At 67.3% G+C, this 20,138-nt stretch carries 13 protein-coding genes; 8 read left to right on the top strand and 5 right to left on the bottom strand.

All coding sequences use genetic code 11. The annotated features are described in order from the left end of the window. Positions 1-3: 3 nt before the first annotated feature. The gene (locus B7K24_RS05265) at positions 4-711 is read right to left on the bottom strand and encodes a TetR/AcrR family transcriptional regulator (RefSeq protein ID WP_084129065.1); all 708 of its coding nucleotides are present in this window, start codon (positions 709-711) and stop codon (positions 4-6) included. Between the two features lie 127 nt (positions 712-838). Here B7K24_RS05265 and B7K24_RS05270 point away from each other — a divergent pair, with 127 nt between their 5' ends. Together B7K24_RS05270 and B7K24_RS05275 are read left to right on the top strand one after the other, a co-directional pair. Further along, positions 839-1,453, top strand: coding sequence for an NAD(P)-dependent oxidoreductase (locus B7K24_RS05270; protein WP_084129066.1), 615 nt, complete (start codon positions 839-841; stop codon positions 1,451-1,453). 2 nt (positions 1,454-1,455) lie between these two features. Continuing rightward, positions 1,456-2,439, top strand: coding sequence for an amidohydrolase family protein (locus B7K24_RS05275; protein ID WP_084129067.1), 984 nt, complete (start codon positions 1,456-1,458; stop codon positions 2,437-2,439). Between the two features lie 60 nt (positions 2,440-2,499). Here B7K24_RS05275 and B7K24_RS05280 read toward each other — a convergent pair whose 3' ends face one another. Genes B7K24_RS05280 through B7K24_RS05290 form a run of 3 tightly spaced genes read right to left on the bottom strand, consistent with a single transcriptional unit; the run spans position 2,500 to position 6,557 of the window. Continuing rightward, positions 2,500-4,056 carry a UxaA family hydrolase gene (locus tag B7K24_RS05280; RefSeq protein ID WP_084129068.1) on the bottom strand — a complete coding sequence of 519 codons (1,557 nt, stop codon included), beginning with the start codon at positions 4,054-4,056 and terminating at the stop codon, positions 2,500-2,502. Next, positions 4,053-5,576, bottom strand: coding sequence for a mannitol dehydrogenase family protein (locus B7K24_RS05285; RefSeq protein WP_084129069.1), 1,524 nt, complete (start codon positions 5,574-5,576; stop codon positions 4,053-4,055). Before B7K24_RS05285 ends, B7K24_RS05280 begins: the two co-directional genes overlap by 4 nt. Positions 5,577-5,588: 12 nt before the next feature. After that, the gene (locus B7K24_RS05290; RefSeq protein ID WP_084129070.1) at positions 5,589-6,557 is read right to left on the bottom strand and encodes a LacI family DNA-binding transcriptional regulator; all 969 of its coding nucleotides are present in this window, start codon (positions 6,555-6,557) and stop codon (positions 5,589-5,591) included. 171 nt (positions 6,558-6,728) lie between these two features. On the opposite strand from B7K24_RS05290, the gene uxaC reads away from it, so the two are divergent. The 6 genes from uxaC to B7K24_RS05335 all read left to right on the top strand — a co-directional run bounded on the left by uxaC (position 6,729) and on the right by B7K24_RS05335 (position 18,781). Beyond that, positions 6,729-8,165, top strand: a complete 1,437-nt coding sequence (uxaC, locus tag B7K24_RS05295; RefSeq protein ID WP_084129071.1) for a glucuronate isomerase — start codon at positions 6,729-6,731, stop codon at positions 8,163-8,165. Positions 8,166-8,261: 96 nt separating this feature from the next. Continuing rightward, on the top strand, positions 8,262-9,638 hold the full coding sequence (locus tag B7K24_RS05300; RefSeq protein ID WP_084129266.1) for a Gfo/Idh/MocA family protein: 1,377 nt from the start codon (positions 8,262-8,264) through the stop codon (positions 9,636-9,638). Between the two features lie 5 nt (positions 9,639-9,643). After that, on the top strand, positions 9,644-10,264 hold the full coding sequence (gene eda, locus B7K24_RS05305; protein WP_307181990.1) for a bifunctional 4-hydroxy-2-oxoglutarate aldolase/2-dehydro-3-deoxy-phosphogluconate aldolase: 621 nt from the start codon (positions 9,644-9,646) through the stop codon (positions 10,262-10,264). Beyond that, the gene (locus B7K24_RS05310; protein WP_084129073.1) at positions 10,265-11,368 is read left to right on the top strand and encodes a sugar kinase; all 1,104 of its coding nucleotides are present in this window, start codon (positions 10,265-10,267) and stop codon (positions 11,366-11,368) included. A 696-nt stretch (positions 11,369-12,064) separates the two neighbouring features. Continuing rightward, positions 12,065-17,998 (top strand): LamG-like jellyroll fold domain-containing protein, encoded by a 5,934-nt coding sequence (locus B7K24_RS13240; protein ID WP_144268134.1) that lies wholly within the window; start codon positions 12,065-12,067, stop codon positions 17,996-17,998. 312 nt (positions 17,999-18,310) lie between these two features. Beyond that, positions 18,311-18,781 (top strand): hypothetical protein, encoded by a 471-nt coding sequence (locus B7K24_RS05335; protein WP_084129074.1) that lies wholly within the window; start codon positions 18,311-18,313, stop codon positions 18,779-18,781. A gap of 72 nt (positions 18,782-18,853) precedes the next feature. Here B7K24_RS05335 and B7K24_RS05340 read toward each other — a convergent pair whose 3' ends face one another. Continuing rightward, the gene (locus B7K24_RS05340; protein WP_084129267.1) at positions 18,854-20,137 is read right to left on the bottom strand and encodes an alpha-hydroxy acid oxidase; all 1,284 of its coding nucleotides are present in this window, start codon (positions 20,135-20,137) and stop codon (positions 18,854-18,856) included. Between the last annotated feature and the right edge of the window lies 1 nt (position 20,138).

Consider the following 20,138-nt stretch of genomic DNA (forward strand, 5'->3'; position numbering starts at 1 on the left):
GCGCTACGTGGGTGAGTCCCCGAGATGCCCCCGAGCCGTCGCATCTGGAAGGTCGGGAGCAAGGGCGCCCATCCGCGCCGCGATCTCCTCGGGGAGGCGCCTGGTGTGCAGGGCGACAGTGGAAGTGATGAGCGTGTCGAGCGACGGCCAGTCCATGGCGCCGTGGTCGTTGTAGAGGCCCACGAGGCCGTGGAGTCCCGTCCACAGCAGTAGCCCCGCCTCCCACGGGTCCTCGCTACTTGTCGCGTCGGGGTGGGGTAGCCGGGCCTCCGCCAAGGACGCGACGACGGCGCTGAGGAGGGCCTCCCCTGCGCCGTGCGCGCTGACGGAGACATCGCCGTGGGAGATCCCGCCACCAAACAGGGTGCGGTATTCGCCGGGATGTGCGACGCCCCACCGGACGTAGGCGTGCGCGCGCCCACACAGATCGCCCAGAGGGTCTGTCGCGCGAGCCGCCGCCGTGTCCATGAGTGCAGCGAGCTCGGCGTAACGCATCAGCAGCACGTGCTGCACCAGCGCGCCGAGGTCGGGGAAGTGGCTGTAGATGCTGGCTGGGGCCACGCCCACCTCGCGCGCCACCTGACGCAAGGTGAGGGTCTCGGGGTGCTCGAGGGTGGCGAGGAGGTCTCCCGTCGCCTCGATGAGCTGCTCGCGCAAGAGCCGGCCTTGCCCGCGCGGATTGCGCCGCCTTTCCGGTCGCGACTCCGGCATGGCGCCCTCCTCTCAGTCCGTGGGTCGGCCGGACGTCGCCCAGATGGTTCGCGTCCGACCGATTGACAATACCAACCTACAGGTGTTCACTTAGGTAACCAACATATGTTTAGTTAAGGAGTGGGCAATGCGGATTGCAGTTCTTGGAGCCACCGGCAAGGTGGGCCGCTTGGTGACCGAGCAGGCGCTTGAGCGCGGGCACGACGTGGTGGCGCTGGTGCGCGCGCCCGAGGCGTACGAGCCGCCGACCGGCGGTGCCGTCGAGGTTCGGCGGGCGGACGTCACGTCGCCGGAGGCCTTCCCGTCGCTTGGCGACGTCGACGTCGTCATCTCCGCCCTCGGCATCAGTAAGGGCGACGGGCCAGGCGTCTTGGTTGCCGGCGCGCGAGTCCTCGCGGCGGCTGGCGCACGGGTGTTGTGGCTTGGCGCGCTCGGTTCCGGCACGTCGACGGGAGCAGGCGGCGGGCTGTATCAGGCGATCATGAAGATGTTCGTCGGCAAGGAGCTGGAGGAGAAGGCCGCCGCGGACGCGCTGGCACTCGAGGGCGGCGCTACGGTCTTCCACGCGCCCGACCTATGGGTCGGGCCTGTGAGCGCGAACCGGCGGAGCCCTCGCTTGGCCGAGTACCCGGCTCCGGTACTGCCCCCGCACGCGTCACGAGCGACAGTCGCGGCCGCGATGCTCGACGAGGCAGAGACGCCCACGGCCGGTGCCGAGATTCTCGTGCCGGTGGCCAAGTAGTGATGGACGGCTACATCGCGATCGAGGAGGCCGTGATGGTCCCCGCGCTCGCCGACATGGGGCTCTCGGTGCCCCTGCCGTCCAATGTCGAGCCGCGCTTTCTTGCCGACATGGCGGCGCGGTTGCCGGAGGTCGCCGACCTCAGACTTGCCGACATGAACGAGCATGGGGTCGCCATGCAGGTCCTGTCGTTGACCACCCCCGGTGTCGAGGCGATCGCGAACCCCGCGCACGCGGTGGAGGCTGCGCGGTTCGCCAACGACTCTCTCGCCGCCTTCGTCGCGATACACCCCGACCGCTTCGCCGCCTTCGCGACGCTCCCGCTCCAGGACCCCGACGCCGCCGTCGTCGAGCTGCGACGCAGCGTCGAGGAGCTCGGAAGCGTCGGTGCACTGGTGAACGACCATGTTCAGGGCCGCTACCTGGACGACCCGGCATACGACGGGTTGTGGGCGACGCTCGCCGACTTGGGCGTTCCTCTCTACCTCCACCCGGGCATGCCCGCGGCAGATCATTGGCGGGTACTCGACGGCCGGCCGGAGCTAGACGGAGCACTCTGGAGTTGGCAGGCGACCACCGGAGGGCACGCGATGCGGGTGATCGCTTCGGGTGTGTTCGACCGCCATCCGAACGCGACGATGATCCTCGGTCACGCGGGCGAGTTTCTCCCTTTCCAGCTCACCCGATTCAACTCCCGGTACGCCACCATCACCCCGCCCCAGCCGCTCGAGCGGCCCCCGTCGGAGTACTTCGGACACAACGTCGTGGTCACCACGAGTGGCGTGTTCTCGCCCGCGGTCATCGAGGCGCTCGTCGCGATCGTGGGTATCGACAACGTCGCCTTCGCGGTCGACTATCCATACGAGCGCACGGCCGATGCCGTTGCGGCTTTGGAGGCGACGTCGCTGTCCGCTGCGGCCAAGCGCAAGATAGGCGCCGACAACGCGCGGCGGCTCCTGCGACTTGAGGCGTTCGTCGTGCGGTGACCGGGTCGGCGACTGGCGATCTCGGCCCGCACGGCGCTGACGCTTGCGCGCGCGGTTCGCCTACGTCACGGCCCCCAATTGCCACGGCACAAATTCGTCGGACCCGAGGTCGAGTTCTTCCGACACGGTCTGCTCGCCGGAGGCGACCGTGAGGATCTTCTCGAAGATCTCTCGCCCCACCTCCTCCAAGGAAGCAGAGCCGTCGACGATGCGCCCCGCGTTGAGGTCCATGTCTTCGCGCATGCGTTCGTAGGTCTCGGTGTTGGTCGCGACCTTGATCGACGGCGCAGGCTTGCAGCCCAGCACCGAGCCGCGGCCCGTCGTGAACACGACGACGGTGGCCCCGCCCGCGACCAAGCCGGTCACCGACACGGGGTCGTAGCCAGGCGTGTCCATGAACGTCAGTCCGGGCAGGTCGATCTTCTCCGCGTACTCGCGCACCGCCACCAATTCTGACGAACCGGACTTCGCCACGGCGCCGAGTGACTTCTCGAGGATGGTCGTGAGTCCGCCGGCCTTGTTGCCAGGGGAGGGGTTGTTGTCGAGCGTGCCGCCCCCGTCAGCGGCATACTTCTCCCACCACTGCAGGCGGCTGACCAGGGCATCGGCCACGTCCTGGGACACAGCGCGGCGCAGCAGCAGGTGCTCGGCGCCGTAGACCTCGGGCGTTTCGGCTAGCGCCGAGCGTCCGCCCTGGGCGATCAAGAGATCGCTTGCGTGTCCGAGTGCGGGGTTGGCAGTAATCCCTGAATAGCCATCGGACCCTCCGCAGTTGGTGCCGAGAACGAGGGCCGATGCCGGCGCCGTCTCGCGTCGTAGCGCCTCGATCGTGGGAAGCATCTTTTCAATGGCGGCGACGCCCGCGCGCACCGTGGCGCGGATCCCGCCCGTGTCCTGAATGGTCAGGGTGGTGACCGGCAGGTCCGAACGCAGCGTCACCCCATCGAGAATGGTCGCGGCCGGCAACATCTCGCAGCCCAGGCCTAGCACCAGCAGTCCGGCCATATTGGGGTGCGAGGCGTAGCCCTGAAGGGTGCGCCGCGTGATCTGCGCTCCCTCGCTCGTGGGGACCAATCCGCAGCCCGTGTCGTGCGTCAGGGCGACCACGCCGTCCACGTGGGGATAGGCGTCGAGCACGGGACCCCGGAATTGGTCCGCGATCATGCGCGCGGTCGACGCCGAGCAGTTCACCGACGTGACGATGCCCACGTAGTTTCTGGTGCCCCATGTGCCGTCGGAGCGGCGGTAGCCCTCGAAGGTGCGCAGTCGCGTGGCAGGTACGGTGGGGCGGCGGTCGACGCCCACCTCGATCTCGCGTGCGCCGTCGTCCATGCCCAGGTTGTGGGCGTGAACGTGTGCGCCGGCCTTCATCGGGGCCGTCGCGCGTCCGATGACCTGGCCGTACTTGCGTACCGACTCGCCCTCGGCGATTGCGCGGAGGGCGATCTTGTGCCCGCGCGCGACGTTCGAGCCCACCGTGAGGTCGCCCCCAGGTGCGCCAGTCACGACGGTGCCGCCCGCGAGGTCGCGCGTCGCCACGGCGACGTCGTCGCCCTCGGCCAGCACGATGGTGACGTCGGCAAAATCGAGGGCCGATGCCGTGGCTGGCTCGGTCATACGGTCACCGCCTGGAGGTCGGCCACCGCGGATCTCACCGCAGCGCGGAAGCGGTCGTCGTCAGCCACGCCGGCCGGGAAAATCCCGCTGCCGTCGATGAGCCTGTCGGCGAGGCCGTCGAGCGGGCCCGCGGCCAGCTCGCCGAGGAGCGAGGCCAGCGGATCGTCGAGTTCCACGCGGCGCCCCGCCACCTCGAGTTCGCCGTCAGTGGTGGCGCGGACGTAGAGCATCCAAGCGGCGACCGCGCGAGCGATCGCATGCGGCACGTGGCCCGCCGCCAACCGGTCCCGAGCCGTCGCGAGGAAGCGGATGGGCAACTTTTGTGAACCGTCCATGGCGATCTGCACGGTCGTGTGGCCGATGGCCGCGTTGGCGAAGCGTTCCAGCACTGACTCACGGTACGCGGCGGTGTCGATCTCGGCAGACGGCGCCAAGGACGGCACGGCGTCCTCGTCGATCAGGGCGCGGGCGAAGGCGTGGAGCTCGGGATCAGCGACGGCGTCGGCAATCAGCGCGTGACCTCGCAGCGCGCCCAGGTAGGCCAGCGCCGAGTGTGTCCCATTGAGGATGCGCAGTTTGGTGTGCTCGTATGCACTCACGTCGTCGGTGATCTGCGCCCCGGCATGCTCCCACGCAGGCCGGGTTCCTGCGAAGCGATCCTGGATGACCCACTGCATGAACGGTTCGGCCACGACGAGGCCGGCGTCCGTCGCGCCCACCAGGGCCGATGCAGTCGCTCGATGGGTGTCGGTCGTGGCAGGGACGATGCGATCGACCATCGTCGCGGGGAAGGCCACCGACGAGCGCAGCCAGTCCACGAAACCTTCGGCCCCGGCCGCAGGGCACGCGTCGACGATCGAATGGACGAGCAACTCAACCTGGGGGCCGTTGTCCATCAGGTTGTCGCACACCACCACCGTGAGGGGCTCGCCGCCACCGTGCCAGCGGTGGGCGAGGCCTCTGAGGAGCAAACCAATGGCGCTGTGAGAGGTGACCGTCGCATCGGCCGCTCCGTCGATCTCTCGTGACAGGAGCTCGAGGTCGAAAGCCAGCGCAGGATCGGTCATATCGGGACCGCCGCTGGCGGACCTCCGGTAGCCCTTTTCGGTGACCGTCAGCGAGACAATGTGGGTGGTGGGGGCGGCGATGGCGGCGAGAACGTCGGCCGTCTGCTCGGCGGGGAACAACACGTCGCGAACCTGGCCGACGAGCTCGATCCCTGCGCCAGCGTCCGAGAGTTCGAGTACCCCGTAGAGCCCGTCTTGGGGTGCGAGCTGACTGCGCACCCCCGCGCTGCGCTGAGTGACGCCCACGATGCCCCAGCGATCGTCCGCCGTCGCTGCCGCGGCGCGCTGAGTGAAGACGGCCTGGTGGGCGCGGTGGAAGGCGCCGATGCCCAAGTGGACGATACCGGGCGCAGTAGTGCGGTCGAGTCCGGGCGGTATCGCGACGGCGCTAGGGAATCCGGACGCGCTCAGGGACGCGAGGGTGGCGGTGGATAGGCGGGGCAGTGACGTCATTGTCATCCTTTGTCAGGGGCGGGCAGCGGGCCCGGTCGAGTCGCGCACGACGAGTTCGACGGCAAGGCGAACGGTGGGAGGTGCGGCCGCCGTGTCGAGCCCATCAAGTAGCGTGGTGGCCTCGTGGCCCGCTCGGGTGAGCGGCAACGCGACGGTGGTGAGGGCGGGGGAGGCGTACGACGCCGCGGGGATGTCGTCGAACCCGACGACCGAGATATCGCCAGGGACGTCGAGGCCCCGAGCGGTAAGCCGGCTCATGACGCCCAGCGCGACCAGGTCGTTGTACGCGAGCACGGCCGTCGCTCCGGCGGCGACGATGAGGTCCGCCGCGGCGACGCCGCCCTGGTGGATGGGGCGATGGCCGCCGATGTCGACGATCTCTACTCCGCTCACGTCGCCGAGCGCGGCACGCCTGCGAGCGTCCGACCACGATGAAGCAGGGCCGCCGACATATGCCACGCGCGTGTGTCCGAGGGCCTTCAGATGCTCGAGGGCGGCGCGCACGCCGCTGGCAACGTCGAAACTGACCGAGGCGAGACCGGCAACCTCGCGGTTGACAATGACGAGCGGGCCGCGGGTGGCGGCGTCACGAACCTCGTCCTCGGGGAGGCGAGGGGAACACAGCAATAGTCCACCGACGTTGGGCTGCAGGTCTCCCAGGATCTCGCGTTCCGCGCGTACGTCCTCGTCGGTGTCGGCGACGAGGACCGAGCGATGCGCCCCACGAGCCTGCGCCTGAACGCCCTTGGCCACGGTGGCGAAATACGGGTTGGCGAGGTCGGGCACGACCAGGCCGATGTGACGGCTGCGTCCCGAGGCGAGGTCCTGAGCCGATCGATTGGGCCGGTAGCCCAGGCGTTCGGCCGCCTCAAGCACCCTGTGACGGCGCTCTATCGACACCGATGCGGGGGTGCTGAGCGCACGCGAGGCGGTGGCGGGGGAGACGCCTGCGGCCACCGCAACCTCCTGCAGTGTGGCCATCGATGCCTCCCTTCCCGAACGGTGCGAGTCGCCCCATCATGACACAGGATCTTTCATTTAGGTAAGGGCTTGCCGTAGGTCTCTGTGCGTGAGAGAGTGGGATTTACGCCGTGAAAGCGCATTCAAGTTTTTCACATTGACGTGCCAATCAATCAGGACGAGGAGGTCCAGGTGACTGTCGCCACCACGCCGCTCAGCACTCTGCACGACGACCGGTTGCTGCCTGCCCAGCCCGAGGAGCGCGCGATCGCCCGTGAGTTGTTCGCTGCCACTCGGAACCTGCCGATCGTGTCGATGCACGGACATGTCGACGCGGCGCTGCTCGCCGACAATCGCCCCTTCGGCGACCCCGCCTCACTCCTGGTGATCCCCGACCACTACCTCGTGCGCATGCTGATTTCCCAGGGCGTCTCCCACGACTCGCTGGGCGTGCCTCGCCGCGATGGGGAGCCGGTGGAGACCGACGCCCGCGAGATCTGGCGCGCGTTCGCCTCGCGTTGGAAGCTGTTCCGCGGCACGCCGACGCGGATCTGGATGGAGCACGTCTTGGAGGAGGTGCTCGGCGTCACCTCGCGCCTGAGCGCCGACAACGCCGACCAGACCTTCGACGCGATCGCCGCGCGCCTGGCGGAGCCCGCCTTCCGGCCTCTCGCCCTGCTCGACCGCCTGCACATCGAGATCCTCGCAACCACCGATGCCGCCGACGACCCCCTAGCGTCGCACGCACGGCTGGCTGGCGACGGCTACGCGGACCGCGTGGTGCCCACGTTCCGTCCCGACGCGGTGGTGAACCTCGACCGCCCCGATTGGCTCGCGAGCGTGCGCTCGATGGGTGAACGCGCGGGCATCGACATCGTCAACTACGCGACCTACATCGAGGCCATCGAGTCGCGCCGCGCCGCGTTCGTCGCTGCGGGCGCTCGCGCCACCGACCACGGACACCTCTACGCCGAGACCACCCCCCTCAGCCCCGCCCAGGCCGACCGGATCCTCCAGGCTGCGCTCGCGGGCAAGATCGATCCTGCATCGGCCCGCACTTTCGCCGGCCACATGCTCACCGAGATGGCGCGGATGTCGTGTGAGGACGGCCTCGTCATGCAGCTGCACCCGGGCGTTCTGCGCGACTACGACGCGCGTGTGTTCGCCGAGCGCGGGCCCGACGTGGGTTACGACATCCCCGTCCCCATTGACCACGCCCGCGCGCTGCGTCCCCTGCTGAACCTTTATGGTCACGACCCCCGCCTCACGCTGGTGCTGTTCACCGTGGACGAGGACGTGTTCGGCCGCGAACTCGCGCCGCTCGCCGGGGTGTACCCGGCGGTGCGGCTGGGGGCGCCGTGGTGGTTCCTCGATACGCCCGATGCCATGCGCCGCTTCCGTGACACCGTCACCGATACCGCGGGCTTTTACAACACGGCCGGCTTTGTCGACGACACTCGCGCGTTCCTGTCGATTCCTGCCAGGCACGACGTCGCCAGGCGCATCGACGCGGGCCACCTCGCGCACCTGGTTGCCGAGCACCGGCTGTCGCTCGAGGAGGCGGCCGAGACGGCCGTGGACCTCGCCTACGAGATTCCCCGCGCCGTGTACCCGGCCATCTCCCGCTGAACCCGATTGGACCCCCGCACCGTGACCCAGGTTGCCGACCAGAACCCCACCGCCCCGCCGCGCCGCGAGCCCGCCGGTGGGCCGAGTCCGCTCGTGATGCCCGTCTTCGAGGAGCCGGCCGCCGACCGCCCCCGCACGCGCTACGCCGTCATCGGCACGGGCCACCGCGCCGGCATGTACGTGGATGCGATCACGGGCGACCACGCGGACGTCGCCGAGATCGTCGCCTGGCTCGACCGCAACCCCGGGCGCATCGAGTACTACGACGGCGTGGCCGGCTCGCGCTCGGGCGCCGAGGGGCGTGCGGGGCTGCCGCGCTACGACGCCGACGGGCTCGAGGCGATGATCGCCGAGCAGTCGGTCGACACCGTCATCGTCACCACCATCGACGCGACCCACGCGGAGATGGTGGACCGCTCCATGCGTGCCGGCGCCAACGTGGTGGTCGAGAAGCCACTCACCACCACCGCGGAGGGCTGCCAGACCATCACGTCCGCCGTCGCGGATACGGGCCGCGACCTCGTCATGACGTTCAACTACCGCTACGCGCCGCGCAACTCGACGCTGCGCGAGGTGATCGCGTCGGGCCGGATCGGCCGCGTCACGTCCGTGCATTTTGAGTGGGCGCTCGACACGGTCCACGGCGCCGACTACTTCCGCCGCTGGCACCGCAATAAGGCCAACTCCGGCGGACTGCTGATCCACAAGTCCTCGCACCACTTTGACCTGGTGAACTGGTGGTTGGGCGACGTCCCCGAACGCGTTTACGCCCGCGGCGGGCTCAAGTTCTATGGCGGCGATAACGCCCGCGCACGCGGCCTGGGTGAGCGTCCCTCGCGAGGCACCGGGGCGGAGGGCGACCCCTTCTCGCTCGACCTGCGCGACGACCCGCGTCTGGAGGAGCTCTACCTCAAGTCCGAGCACCACGACGGCTACATTCGCGACCGCGACGTGTTCGACGACGGCATCGACATCGAAGACAACCTCGCCCTGGTCGTGGACTACCGCTCGGGCGCCGTCATGACGTATTCGCTCAACGCCCACGCGCCGTGGGAGGGCTACCGCGTCACGGTCAACGGCACCGAGGGGCGGGCCGAGCTCGAGGTCATCGAGCGGGGTGCGGTGATCGCCGACCCGGACGGACACGTGACGCTTGACCCCTCCGCCACGCCCGAGGGCGTCGCCACCCAGTCGCTGCGCCCCGAGGGCGACCGCCTGGTGGTCCAGCGCCACTGGGAGGCTCCCGTCGAGGTCGAGATCCCCGCGGGCATCGGCGGCCACGGCGGCGGCGACGCCATCCTGCTGATGGAGGTCTTCCGCCGCGACCTGCTGGTGGGGGAGGACCCCCTGGGCCGCGCGGCCGGATATCGCGACGGGCTCCGAGCGGTGTCCGTCGGCATCGCCGGTAACCAGTCGCTGCGCACCGGCCAGCCGGTCGACATCGCCGCGCTCGACCTCGGGGAGGCGCTGTGAGCGACGTGCTGGCTCGGTTGGGTGAGCATCGGTTGGTGCCGGTGGTGGTGTTGGATGCGGTGTCTGACGCGGGGCCGTTGGCTGAGGCGTTGGTGGCGGGGGGTTTGCCGGTGGCGGAGGTGACGTTCCGGACGGCGGCTGCTGTGGAGTCGATTCGGGTGATGGTTGCTCGTGGTGACATGGTCGTGGGTGCTGGGACGGTGGTGACGGCCTCTCAGGTGGATGAGGCGGCTGATGCGGGGGCGTCGTATGTGGTCTCGCCTGGACTGAGCCGTGCGGTGGTGGAGCGGTGTGCCGAGCGGGGGGTGCTGGCTTTGCCGGGTGCGGTGACGGCGTCGGAGGTGATGGCTGCCCTGGAGTTGGGGGTGTCGACGGTGAAGTTTTTCCCGGCGGAAACCTCTGGCGGTGTGGCCGCGGTCAAGGCCTTGGCGGCGCCGTTCAAGGATGTGAGGTTTGTGCCCACGGGTGGGATCGGGCCGAAGAACCTTCACGAGTATTTGTCGATCCCGGCGGTGCATGCGGTGGGGGGTTCGTGGATGGTGCCCCGCGATCTGATTGCTGCCGGTGATGTTGATGAGGTGCAGCGCCTGACGGCGGAGGCCGTCGCGCTGGTGAAGGAGGCCTGAGTGTCTGTGCTGAACGTGAAGGCAGCGTCCGAGTGTCGTTTCGATGCGGTCTCGCTGGGCGAGGTGATGTTGCGTCTGGACCCGGGCGAGGGGCGTATTCGCACCGCCAGGTCCTTTACGGCCTGGGAGGGTGGGGGTGAGTACAACGTGTCGCGTGGTCTTGCCCGCGCGTTCGGGTATCGCACCGGCATTGTGACGGCGTTGGCCGATAACGAGGTCGGCCACTTGGTGGAGAACCTGATCCTCGCTGGAGGCGTCGACATCAGCAACGTCGTCTGGAAGGACTATGACGGAATCGGCCGGTCTGTGCGTAACGGCCTGAACTTCACCGAGCGTGGCTTTGGCGTGCGCGGAGCGGTCGGGGTCTCGGACCGTGGTCACACCGCCGCATCCCAGCTCACTGCAGATGACGTTGACTTCGATCATCTTTTCGGCGAGCTTGGTGTGCGCTGGCTTCACACCGGCGGCATCTTCGCGGCCCTGTCGGACACCGCTGCCGAGACCGTGATCGCGGCCGTGGAGGCCGCCCACGCCCACGGCACCGTCGTCTCTTATGACCTGAACTATCGGCCCAGCCTGTGGAAGGCGATTGGTGGCAAGGAGCGTGCCCAAGAGGTCAACCGCGCCATCGCACCCCATGTGGATGTGATGATCGGCAACGAGGAAGACTTCACCGCCTCCCTCGGGTTTGAGGTTCCTGGCGTCGACGAAGACCTGGCTGAACTGGATGTGGCCGGCTTTGAGCAGATGATCGGTGCCGCCGCTGAGGCGTTCCCGAACTTCTCCGTCATCGCCACCACCATGCGTGGCGTGCGATCCGCGACCGTGAACGACTGGGGTGCCCTGGCATGGTCGAAGGACTCTGGCGTGGTGCGTGCCACGCAACGTGACGGCCTCGAGATCCTCGACCGGGTCGGCGGCGGAGACTCCTTCGCGTCCGGGCTGATTCACGGCCTGCTCGAAGGCGACACCCTTGAGCGTGCCGTCAACCTCGGGGCCGCCCACGGCGCCCTGGCCATGACCACCCCTGGCGACACGACCATGGCCACCAAGGCCGAGGTGCACAAGTTGGCCGCCGGAGGAGGTGCCCGCGTCGACCGCTAAACCCGGACCGCCAACCCCGCCACGGCATCGGCCACTCCCCACCCGTGCTAGCGGGACATGAAGGTCGATTCCGGGCCGCACTCGACCCTCATGTCCCGCCAGAATGCACGGTGGGCGGTGGAGTGTGCGGGGTAGGCGCCGCGAGCTGGTGGCAAGGGAAGGATCATCAAAGGGCGGGGTCAACCGTCGCTTACCCCGTCCCGTTTTCCTTCCTCCTGGGACTCGGCGTGCTTCCACGCCAGCACCCGCATCCACCACGAGGCGGCATCATTGACCGGCCCGCTCAGCGGACCTCGACGCGGCGCCTTGAATCGACTCGTCTCGAGGCCAGACTGACGCCCGAGCGCGGTCCAAGGGGTGTGTGCCTGAACGGATGCGAAGGTCGAGTTCGCTCTGACCGTTGGTAGGGCATCGGTGGCAATGTGAGCGATCACGTGCGAGTGCGCGCGAGGCGCGGACGGGCTGCATTTCTGCGCTGAACCCTCGTTGGTGGCGCGAGATTCTCACACGACGCCCTTGACGTACGGGTCGAACTGGACAATCATGCTGGTGAATGTGAACGAGAACATTCTCGACTCAACCCCCTCAACGAAGAGCCCGGGGATCGCCTGGAGTCAGAATGTGAGCGATCACTTTTCGCAGATAGGGCCGTTCTTCGGTCCAGATTCGTAGAGGTACGTCAAGGAGGACGCCACCATGAGGCCCACTGCATTTCTCGAGCGAAAGGCCACTGTCATTGCTGCGATGTCGGCGGCCGCTTCCTTGGCGGTCGCCGTACTCGTTCCTGCCGCAGAGGCACAGGCCGCCGTATCGGTTGAGACCTTGGCGGAGTACGACTTTGCGGCGACGAGTGGGACGTCGGTGCCGGATGCCACGGGAAATGGTCACGATGCGACGATCGTGGGCGAGGGGGCGTCTGTGGTGGGGTCCGCGTTGATGCTTCCTGGGGGTGCTCCGGGGTCAGATGCGGCGTATGTCGAGTTGCCGACGGGGCTGTTTGATGGTCGTGACTCGGTGAGTGTGTCGATGTGGCTCCAGAATGAGACGGGTCCTGGCAACTATGCGGCGATGTTCTTTGGTTCGGAGGTTTCGCCGCCGGCGCAGTATTTCCTGCTGAATCCCGCGAACCCGGACGGCCGGTTCAAGGCTGTCGTGACGGACGGCAACGCTCCGTCGGAGCCGTGGACGACTGAGTCGGGAATCTCTCCGACGTTTGCCGACCGAGGTGTGGCGGGTCCGGTGACGGGTAGCGAGTGGGCGATGTACACCGCGGTGATCACACCGACGTCGATCACTGGCTACCTGGACGGTGCCGTGGTCGACACTGTTGCGACGACTCGCACGGTGTCGGATTTCGGCTCCGACCTCGTGGCGTTCTTGGGGCGCTCGTCCTATCCCGACGTGTTCTACGAGGGCGGCATTGGAGATGTCGTCATCTTCGACGGTGCACTGACAGCGGCCGATGTCACTGAGCTTCACGCTGCGGGTGCTCCCTTCGACGGCGCTCCTTTGGCGGAGTACGACTTTGCGGCGACGAGTGGGACGTCGGTGCCGGATGCCACGGGAAATGGTCACGATGCGACGATCGTGGGCGAGGGGGCGTCTGTGGTGGGGTCCGCGTTGATGCTTCCTGGGGGTGCTCCGGGGTCAGATGCGGCGTATGTCGAGTTGCCGACGGGGCTGTTTGATGGTCGTGACTCGGTGAGTGTGTCGATGTGGCTCCAGAATGAGACGGGTCCTGGCAACTATGCGGCGATGTTCTTTGGTTCGGAGGTTTCGCCGCCGGCGCAGTATTTCCTGCTGAATCCCGCGAACCCGGACGGCCGGTTCAAGGCTGTCGTGACGGACGGCAACGCTCCGTCGGAGCCGTGGACGACTGAGTCGGGAATCTCTCCGACGTTTGCCGACCGAGGTGTGGCGGGTCCGGTGACGGGTAGCGAGTGGGCGATGTACACCGCGGTGATCACGCCGACGTCGATCACTGGCTACCTGGACGGTGCCGTGGTCGACACTGTTGCGACGACTCGCACGGTGTCGGATTTCGGCTCCGACCTCGTGGCGTTCTTGGGGCGCTCGTCCTATCCCGACGTGTTCTACGAGGGCGGTCTACGCGACGTCACGATCTATGACGGTGCGCTGACGGATGCTGACGTCGCCGCGCTCTACGAGGACCGACCCGCGAGCGACGCGGAAGCCTTGGCTGCCGATGTTGCCGCGCTGTCGCTCGTTCATGCCGATGAGGTGCGCGGAAACCTGACATTGCCGACTTCGGGCGAGAACGGCAGCGCCATCGCGTGGAGTTCGTCAGACAACGCGGTAGTGACGCCTACCGGCGAGGTGACCCGCCCGGCCAATGGCGAGGACCCGGTGTCCGTCACGCTGACGGCAACCCTCACGCTCGGTGACCTGAGCGATACCAAGGAGTTTGAAGCGACCGTGTTGCCGCTGCCGGCCGTATCCGAGTACAACGCATACTTCTTCCCCTTCTTCACGGGTGAGTCGACGACCGTCAGCGAGGAGATCTACTTCGCGACTTCGTTGGGCAACAGTCCGCTCGCGTGGCAGGACCTCAACAACGGTGAGTCCGTCCTTCAATCCACCCTGGGTGAGGAGGGCATCAGGGACCCCTTCGTCATGCGCTCGCCGGAGGGTGACCGTTTCTTCATGATCTCAACTGACCTCAACATGAATGAGCTCTATAGCGGTTATGACTTTGGGACCGCTCAGGAGACAGGGAGTCGACGCCTCAACGTGTGGGAGTCCACCGATCTCGTGAACTGGGGCGAACAGCGCTCGATCACCGTGTCCAGTGAATACGCAGGCAACACCTGGGCTCCCGAGGCGACCTACGACGACGAGGCCGGCGAGTACATCGTGTACTGGGCCTCGAACCTCTATCCGTCAGCATCGACTGCTGGCCGCGACGTCACCACCACGTACAACCGCATGATGTATGTCACCACGCGGGACTTCGTGACCTTCAGCGAGCCGCAGGAGTGGGTTGATGTTCAGCGTGGCGCAGGGCTAGGCATGATCGACGCCAACGTGGTCAAAGATGGCGATGTCTTCTATCGCTTCATCAAGGACGAGGCGAGCTTCGACATTCGTCAGGAGAGGTCGACGGACCTTCGCGCGACGGTATCGGACGCCTTGCCCACGACGTCGTCGCCAGACGCTGGGTGGCAGCTCGTCAAGGAGCACATCGGCGTGGGTGAACCGAACCCGTGGGGTGGGACGTTTACCCAGGGCGAGGGCCCGAGCGCTTTCCGTGACAACGAGGACCCCGACCACTGGTATCTCATGATCGACCAGCCGAGCTATCACGGTGGCGAGGGGTACATGCTGTTCGAGACGTATGACATCGCTTCCGGTGATTGGACCTCGGTGATCGATGCGCAGCTGCCCACGAACGCGCGGCATGGCACTGTCCTGCCGATCACCGGCGAGGAACAGGAGCGCCTCCTTGAGGCCTATCCGAATGACGCGGAGGGTGAGTACTCGATCGCCGTCGTCGACGGGCAAACGGGCGCCGACATCGACGACACGATGTACGGCGTGTTCTTTGAGGACATCAACTGGGCTGCCGACGGCGGCTTGTACGCCGAGATGGTCCGCAACCGGTCCTTCGAGTTCCTTCCTGTGGACGCCTCTGGCTACACCGGCATGACCGCATGGACAGCGTCTGGCACGTCGTCCGGCTCAGGCTCGGCATCCACGCCGAATGATGCGGAGCGCCTCAACGAACGTAATCGCACCTATCTCCGGCTGGACCTCACGAGCGAGGGAGACGGCACCTATGGTGTGAGCAACGCGGGCTACAACGCAGGCTTCGCTATCGACGACGGAGCGTCGTACAACTTTTCCGTCCACGCCCGTACCACCGCTCCCGCGGGCACGCCACTCCACGTCACGTTGCGAGACGGTGACGGAGCCGCCGTATCCGACACCCTCACGGTTGTCGTGGGCGACGACGAATGGGCGCCTTTGACCGGTGTCCTCACGGCCACGACGACGACGGACGCGGCACGACTCGACGTCCAAGCATCCGGCACAGGAACCCTGCGGCTGGACATGATTTCGCTGTTCCCGCAGGACACATACAAGGGACGCCAGAACGGGCTGCGCGCCGACCTGGCGGAGAAGATCGAGGCCCTCGACCCGGGGTTCATCCGATTCCCCGGCGGGTGCATCGTCAATGTCAACAGCCATGAGGGCTACGACGCAGCCTCGGACTATGAGCGGTCGCGGTCGTACCAGTGGAAGGACACCATCGGCCCCGTGGAGGAACGCGCCACCAATGCGAACTTCTGGGGCTACAACCAGACCTATGGGCTCGGCTATTACGAGTACTTCCAGTTTGCCGAAGACATCGGCGCGAAGCCGGTACCCGTGGTACCCGCGCTCATGAATGGTTGCGGTCAGAGTTTGCGGGACGGGGAGTGGAACGACCCAGAGCTCGTCGAACGGCATATTCAGGATGCGCTCGACTTGATCGAGTTCGCCAACGGCCCTGCGACATCCGAGTGGGGCGCCGTGCGGGCCGAGATGGGGCACCCGGAGCCATTCGGCATGGACCGACTGGAGGTGGGAAACGAAGAGAACTTCCCTGTGGAGTTCATGCAGGTGTTCGCGCAGTTCCGCGATGCCATCAAGGCCGAGTATCCGGACGTGATGGTGATCAGCAATTCCGGTCCCGATGACCAAGGGGCAGCCTTCGACCTCCACTGGGAGCAGAACATCGCCGAGGGTGTCGACATGGTCGACGAGCATTACTACAACAGTCCCACGTGGTTCCTCCAGAACAACGACCGCTACGACTCCTACGATCGCTCGGGTCCGAAGGTGTGGCTGGGTGAGTATGCATCGCTCGACAACCGGTTCGCGAACGCGCTCGCCGAGGCGGCGTTCATGACGGGCTTGGAGCGCAACGCTGACCTCGTCACCATGGCGTCGTACGCGCCGCTGCTCGCGAACACCGAGCACTACCAGTGGACACCGGACATGATCTGGTTCGACAACGATGAGTCGTGGGGTTCCGCAAACTACGAAGTTCAGAAGCTCTTCATGAATAACGTCGGCGATCGTGTGGTCCCGACAGAGGCCTCTGGCGATGTCATCGAGGCGCAGCCCATCACCGGCAGTGTGGGCCTATCGACGTGGTCAACGTCGGCCCGCTACGACGACGTCGTCGTCACGGACCACGAGGACACCGTTCTGTTCTCCGACGACTTCGAGGACGGCGACGCTGACGGTTGGGAATCGCTTGCGGGCCGCGGCACGTGGGCTGTCGATGACGGCGCATACGTGCAAACGTCCACGTCGGCCCAAGACACTCTCGTCGCGGGACCGCCCGTGACGGCCACCGACTACAACATCGACATGAAGGCCACCAAACTCGCAGGTGCCGAGGGTTTCCTGATCGGCTTTGGCGTGAAGGACTCGGGCAACTTCTATTGGTGGAACCTCGGAGGGTGGAACAACACTCGGAGTGTGGTCGAGAAGGCCACGAACGGGGCGAAGGAGACGGTGTTCGCCAAGGAGGGGCACAGCATCGAGACGGGCCGCGAATATGAAGTGCGGATCGAAGTCCGCGGCACTCACGTCGATCTATACCTCGACGGGGTGCTGGAGGGCTCCTTCGACGACGACAAGGTCGTCGAGCCCTTCGCACAGGTGCTCACACAGGACGATGCGACCGGCGACGTGATCCTGAAGGTTGTCAACGCTCAGGGTCGCGCGGCGAGCACAGCCATTGACCTTGGCTCGCTCGAGGTGGGCAACGAGGCGCAGCGGACGGTGATCGCCGCGAGTCCTGCAGCGACGAACACGCGGACCGCGACTCCGGTTGCGCCGGTAATCGACACCGTCGAAGGGATCTCCTCGTCCTTCACGTACACGTTCCCGGCTCACTCGATCACGTTCCTGCGTATGTCAACCGATGACGACGGCAACGGCAACGGTGGCGGGAACGGCAACGGCAATGGCAACGGTGGCGGGAACGGCAACGGTGGCGGCAACGGCAACGGCAACGGCAACGGCAACGGTGGCGGGAACGGCAACGGTGGCGGCAACGGCAACGGCAACGGCAACGGCAACGGCAACGGCAACGGTGGCGGCAACGGCAACGGCAACGGCAACGGCAACGGCAACGGCAACGGCAACGGCAACGGTGGCGGCAACGGCAACGCGGCGTCTCCGCTCGCCCTCGACGAGGTCTTGCTTTCGCCGGAGGGTCAATTGGTGTTGCCGGAGTCGGCGCGGCCGGGCCAGACTATTCGCGTCGGGTTCCGCCACGGCGGGCATGTGGGCGAGCGGGTGTCGGTGTACATCTATTCTGAGCCGACCCTGCTGGGCATTCGATCCGTCGAGTGGGACAGTACCTTCTCCGTGACGATCCCCTTCACGGCGCCATTGGGCGAGCACACCATCGCGGTCTATAGCGAGACAGGTGAGGTACTCGGGTGGGCACCGCTGACGCTCACGGCCGCCTCCGCTGGCGCCCTGGCGGACACGGGACCGGCGGGCCAGGTGGCGGGATGGCTTGCGCTTGCCATGCTGCTGATGAGCGCGGGAATGGCCGTCGCTCTGAGCCGTCGTGGAGCGATGCGGCGGGCCTCCTCCGCCGGGTGACCTCGCGGCGGGACGGGCCTCGCTCTCCTCAGCCGCGGCGCGAGGTTCGCGAGCGCTCTGTGAGGCTCGACGCGGGGGTGTGCCAGTGCCCACGGCCGAGGCACGTGCCATTGCCGGCGGGCCTGCGACAGGGGTCGTGTGTGGCAAAGCGTGCCTGAGCGAGGGCCTAGAATCTTCTGGCCCGCCGGTCGGGCGGCCGCGCGGGCTTTGCCCCGCGACTCGCGGGACCAACGGCGCACACGATGCGTCCTCAAAGGCGGTGCAATAGAAGAGGCCCACCCGGCCTCACCCGCATCGATACGAGGATCACCCATGCTCTTTTCCCGCTCCACCGTCTCCGCCCTCGCCGTCGCAGGCATCGGCGCCGTCCTGCTCGCGGGCTGTGCCCCGGCGAGCGAGGCTGATTCGACCCCGACCGCGTCGACCAGCCCCGCTGCGGAACAGGCCGTCAACGTCGGCGACGTGGTGGCCAACGTGAAGACCTTGACCGGCTGCGAGACCTTCGGTGGCACGTGGGCCGGCGGCAAGGTGGCAGGCGAGGACGTGACTGCCGCGTGGGAGTACACCTGCGACGTGGACGGTGACGGCGCCGTCGAGACCACCCTCGCGATCTATGACACCGCCGAGGACCAGGACGCCGACCTCGCGACCCGCGAGGCCGCCGGGACCGACACCGGGCTGCTGACGGCCGAGGGCTACACGATCATCACGACCGACTCCTCGCACTTCCAGACGTTTGAGGGTGACGGACTGACCGTGGCTCGCGAGCTGCCCGCCGCGTAACGCCGCCGCACTCCGCACACAGTAGACAGACGAAAGGAGCCCGCCGTCGCGGGCCCCTTTCGCTTCCTCCCCCTAGGACGCGGCGCGCTTCTTCGCCGGCGCCCTGCGAGCCCCCGGAGGAGAGGCTGGGGTCCACGGGGCGAGCGAGCGCAGCTGGGTGACGTGGCCGGGGTCGAGCTCGGCCACGGATGCCACTCCCAGGAGCTTCATGGTGCGCACAATCTCGGTGCGCAGGATCTCGATGGTGCGGTCCACGCCCTCGCGCCCGCCCGCCATCAAGCCGTACAAGTAGGCGCGTCCCACGAGCGTGAAGTCGGCGCCCATCGCCAGGGCGGCCACGACATCGGCCCCCGACATGATGCCCGTGTCGAGAATGATGGTGGCGTCCTTGCCGAGGGCAGCACGCACCGACGGCAACAGGTGGAACGGCACAGGTGCGCGGTCCAACTGCCGGCCGCCGTGATTGGACAGCACGATCCCGTCCACGCCGAGGTCCATCACGCGCTTGGCGTCGTCGACCGTCTGGATGCCCTTGACGACCACCTTGCCGGGCCACTGGTCGCGGATCCACGCGAGGTCGTCGAAGTCGACGGTGGGGTCGAAGAGTGCGTTGAGCAGCTCGCCGATGGTGCCGTTCCATTCGGACAGCGACGCGAACGTGAGCGGCTCGGTGGTGAAGAAGTTCCACCACCACTCGGGGCGCGGGATGGCGTTCAGCACCGTCGCGGGGGTGAGCTGCGGCGGGATCGTGAAGCCGTTGTACGAGTCGCGCAGGCGAGCTCCGGCCACGGGCACGTCCACCGTGACGAGCAGCGTGTCGAAGCCGGCCTCCGCGGCGCGGGAGACCAGCGACATCGACTTGTCCCGGTCCTTCTGCATGTACAGCTGGAACCAGTTGCGGCCGTCGGGGTTGGCCTCGCGGACCCCTTCGGGCGAGGTGGTGCCCACGGTCGACAGCGAGAACGGGATGCCCGCGGCGCCAGCGGCGGAGGCCCCGGCTCGCTCGCCTTCGGCGTGCATCATGCGCGTGAAGCCGGTGGGGGCGATGCCGAAAGGCAGCGCGGACACACCGCCCAGGATCTCCACCGACGTGTCCACGGAGGACACGTCGCGAAGGATCGCGGGGTGGAACTCGATGTCACGGAAGGCCTGGCGGGCGCGACCCAGCGACAGCTCGAACTCCGCGGCGCCGTCGGTGTAGTCGAACGCGCCCTTGGGGGTGCGGCGCTTCGCGATGGTGCGCAGGTCCTCGATCCGGTGCGCCTTGGCCAGGCGCCGGGCGCGGCCGTTGGGCTCGAAACCCTTGAACCGCATCAGCGGGGCCAGGTCGGCGGGACGCGGGACGCGTCGCTCCATC

Source organism: Demequina sp. NBRC 110055 (assembly GCF_002090135.1).
Classification (GTDB): Bacteria; Actinomycetota; Actinomycetes; order Actinomycetales; family Demequinaceae; genus Demequina.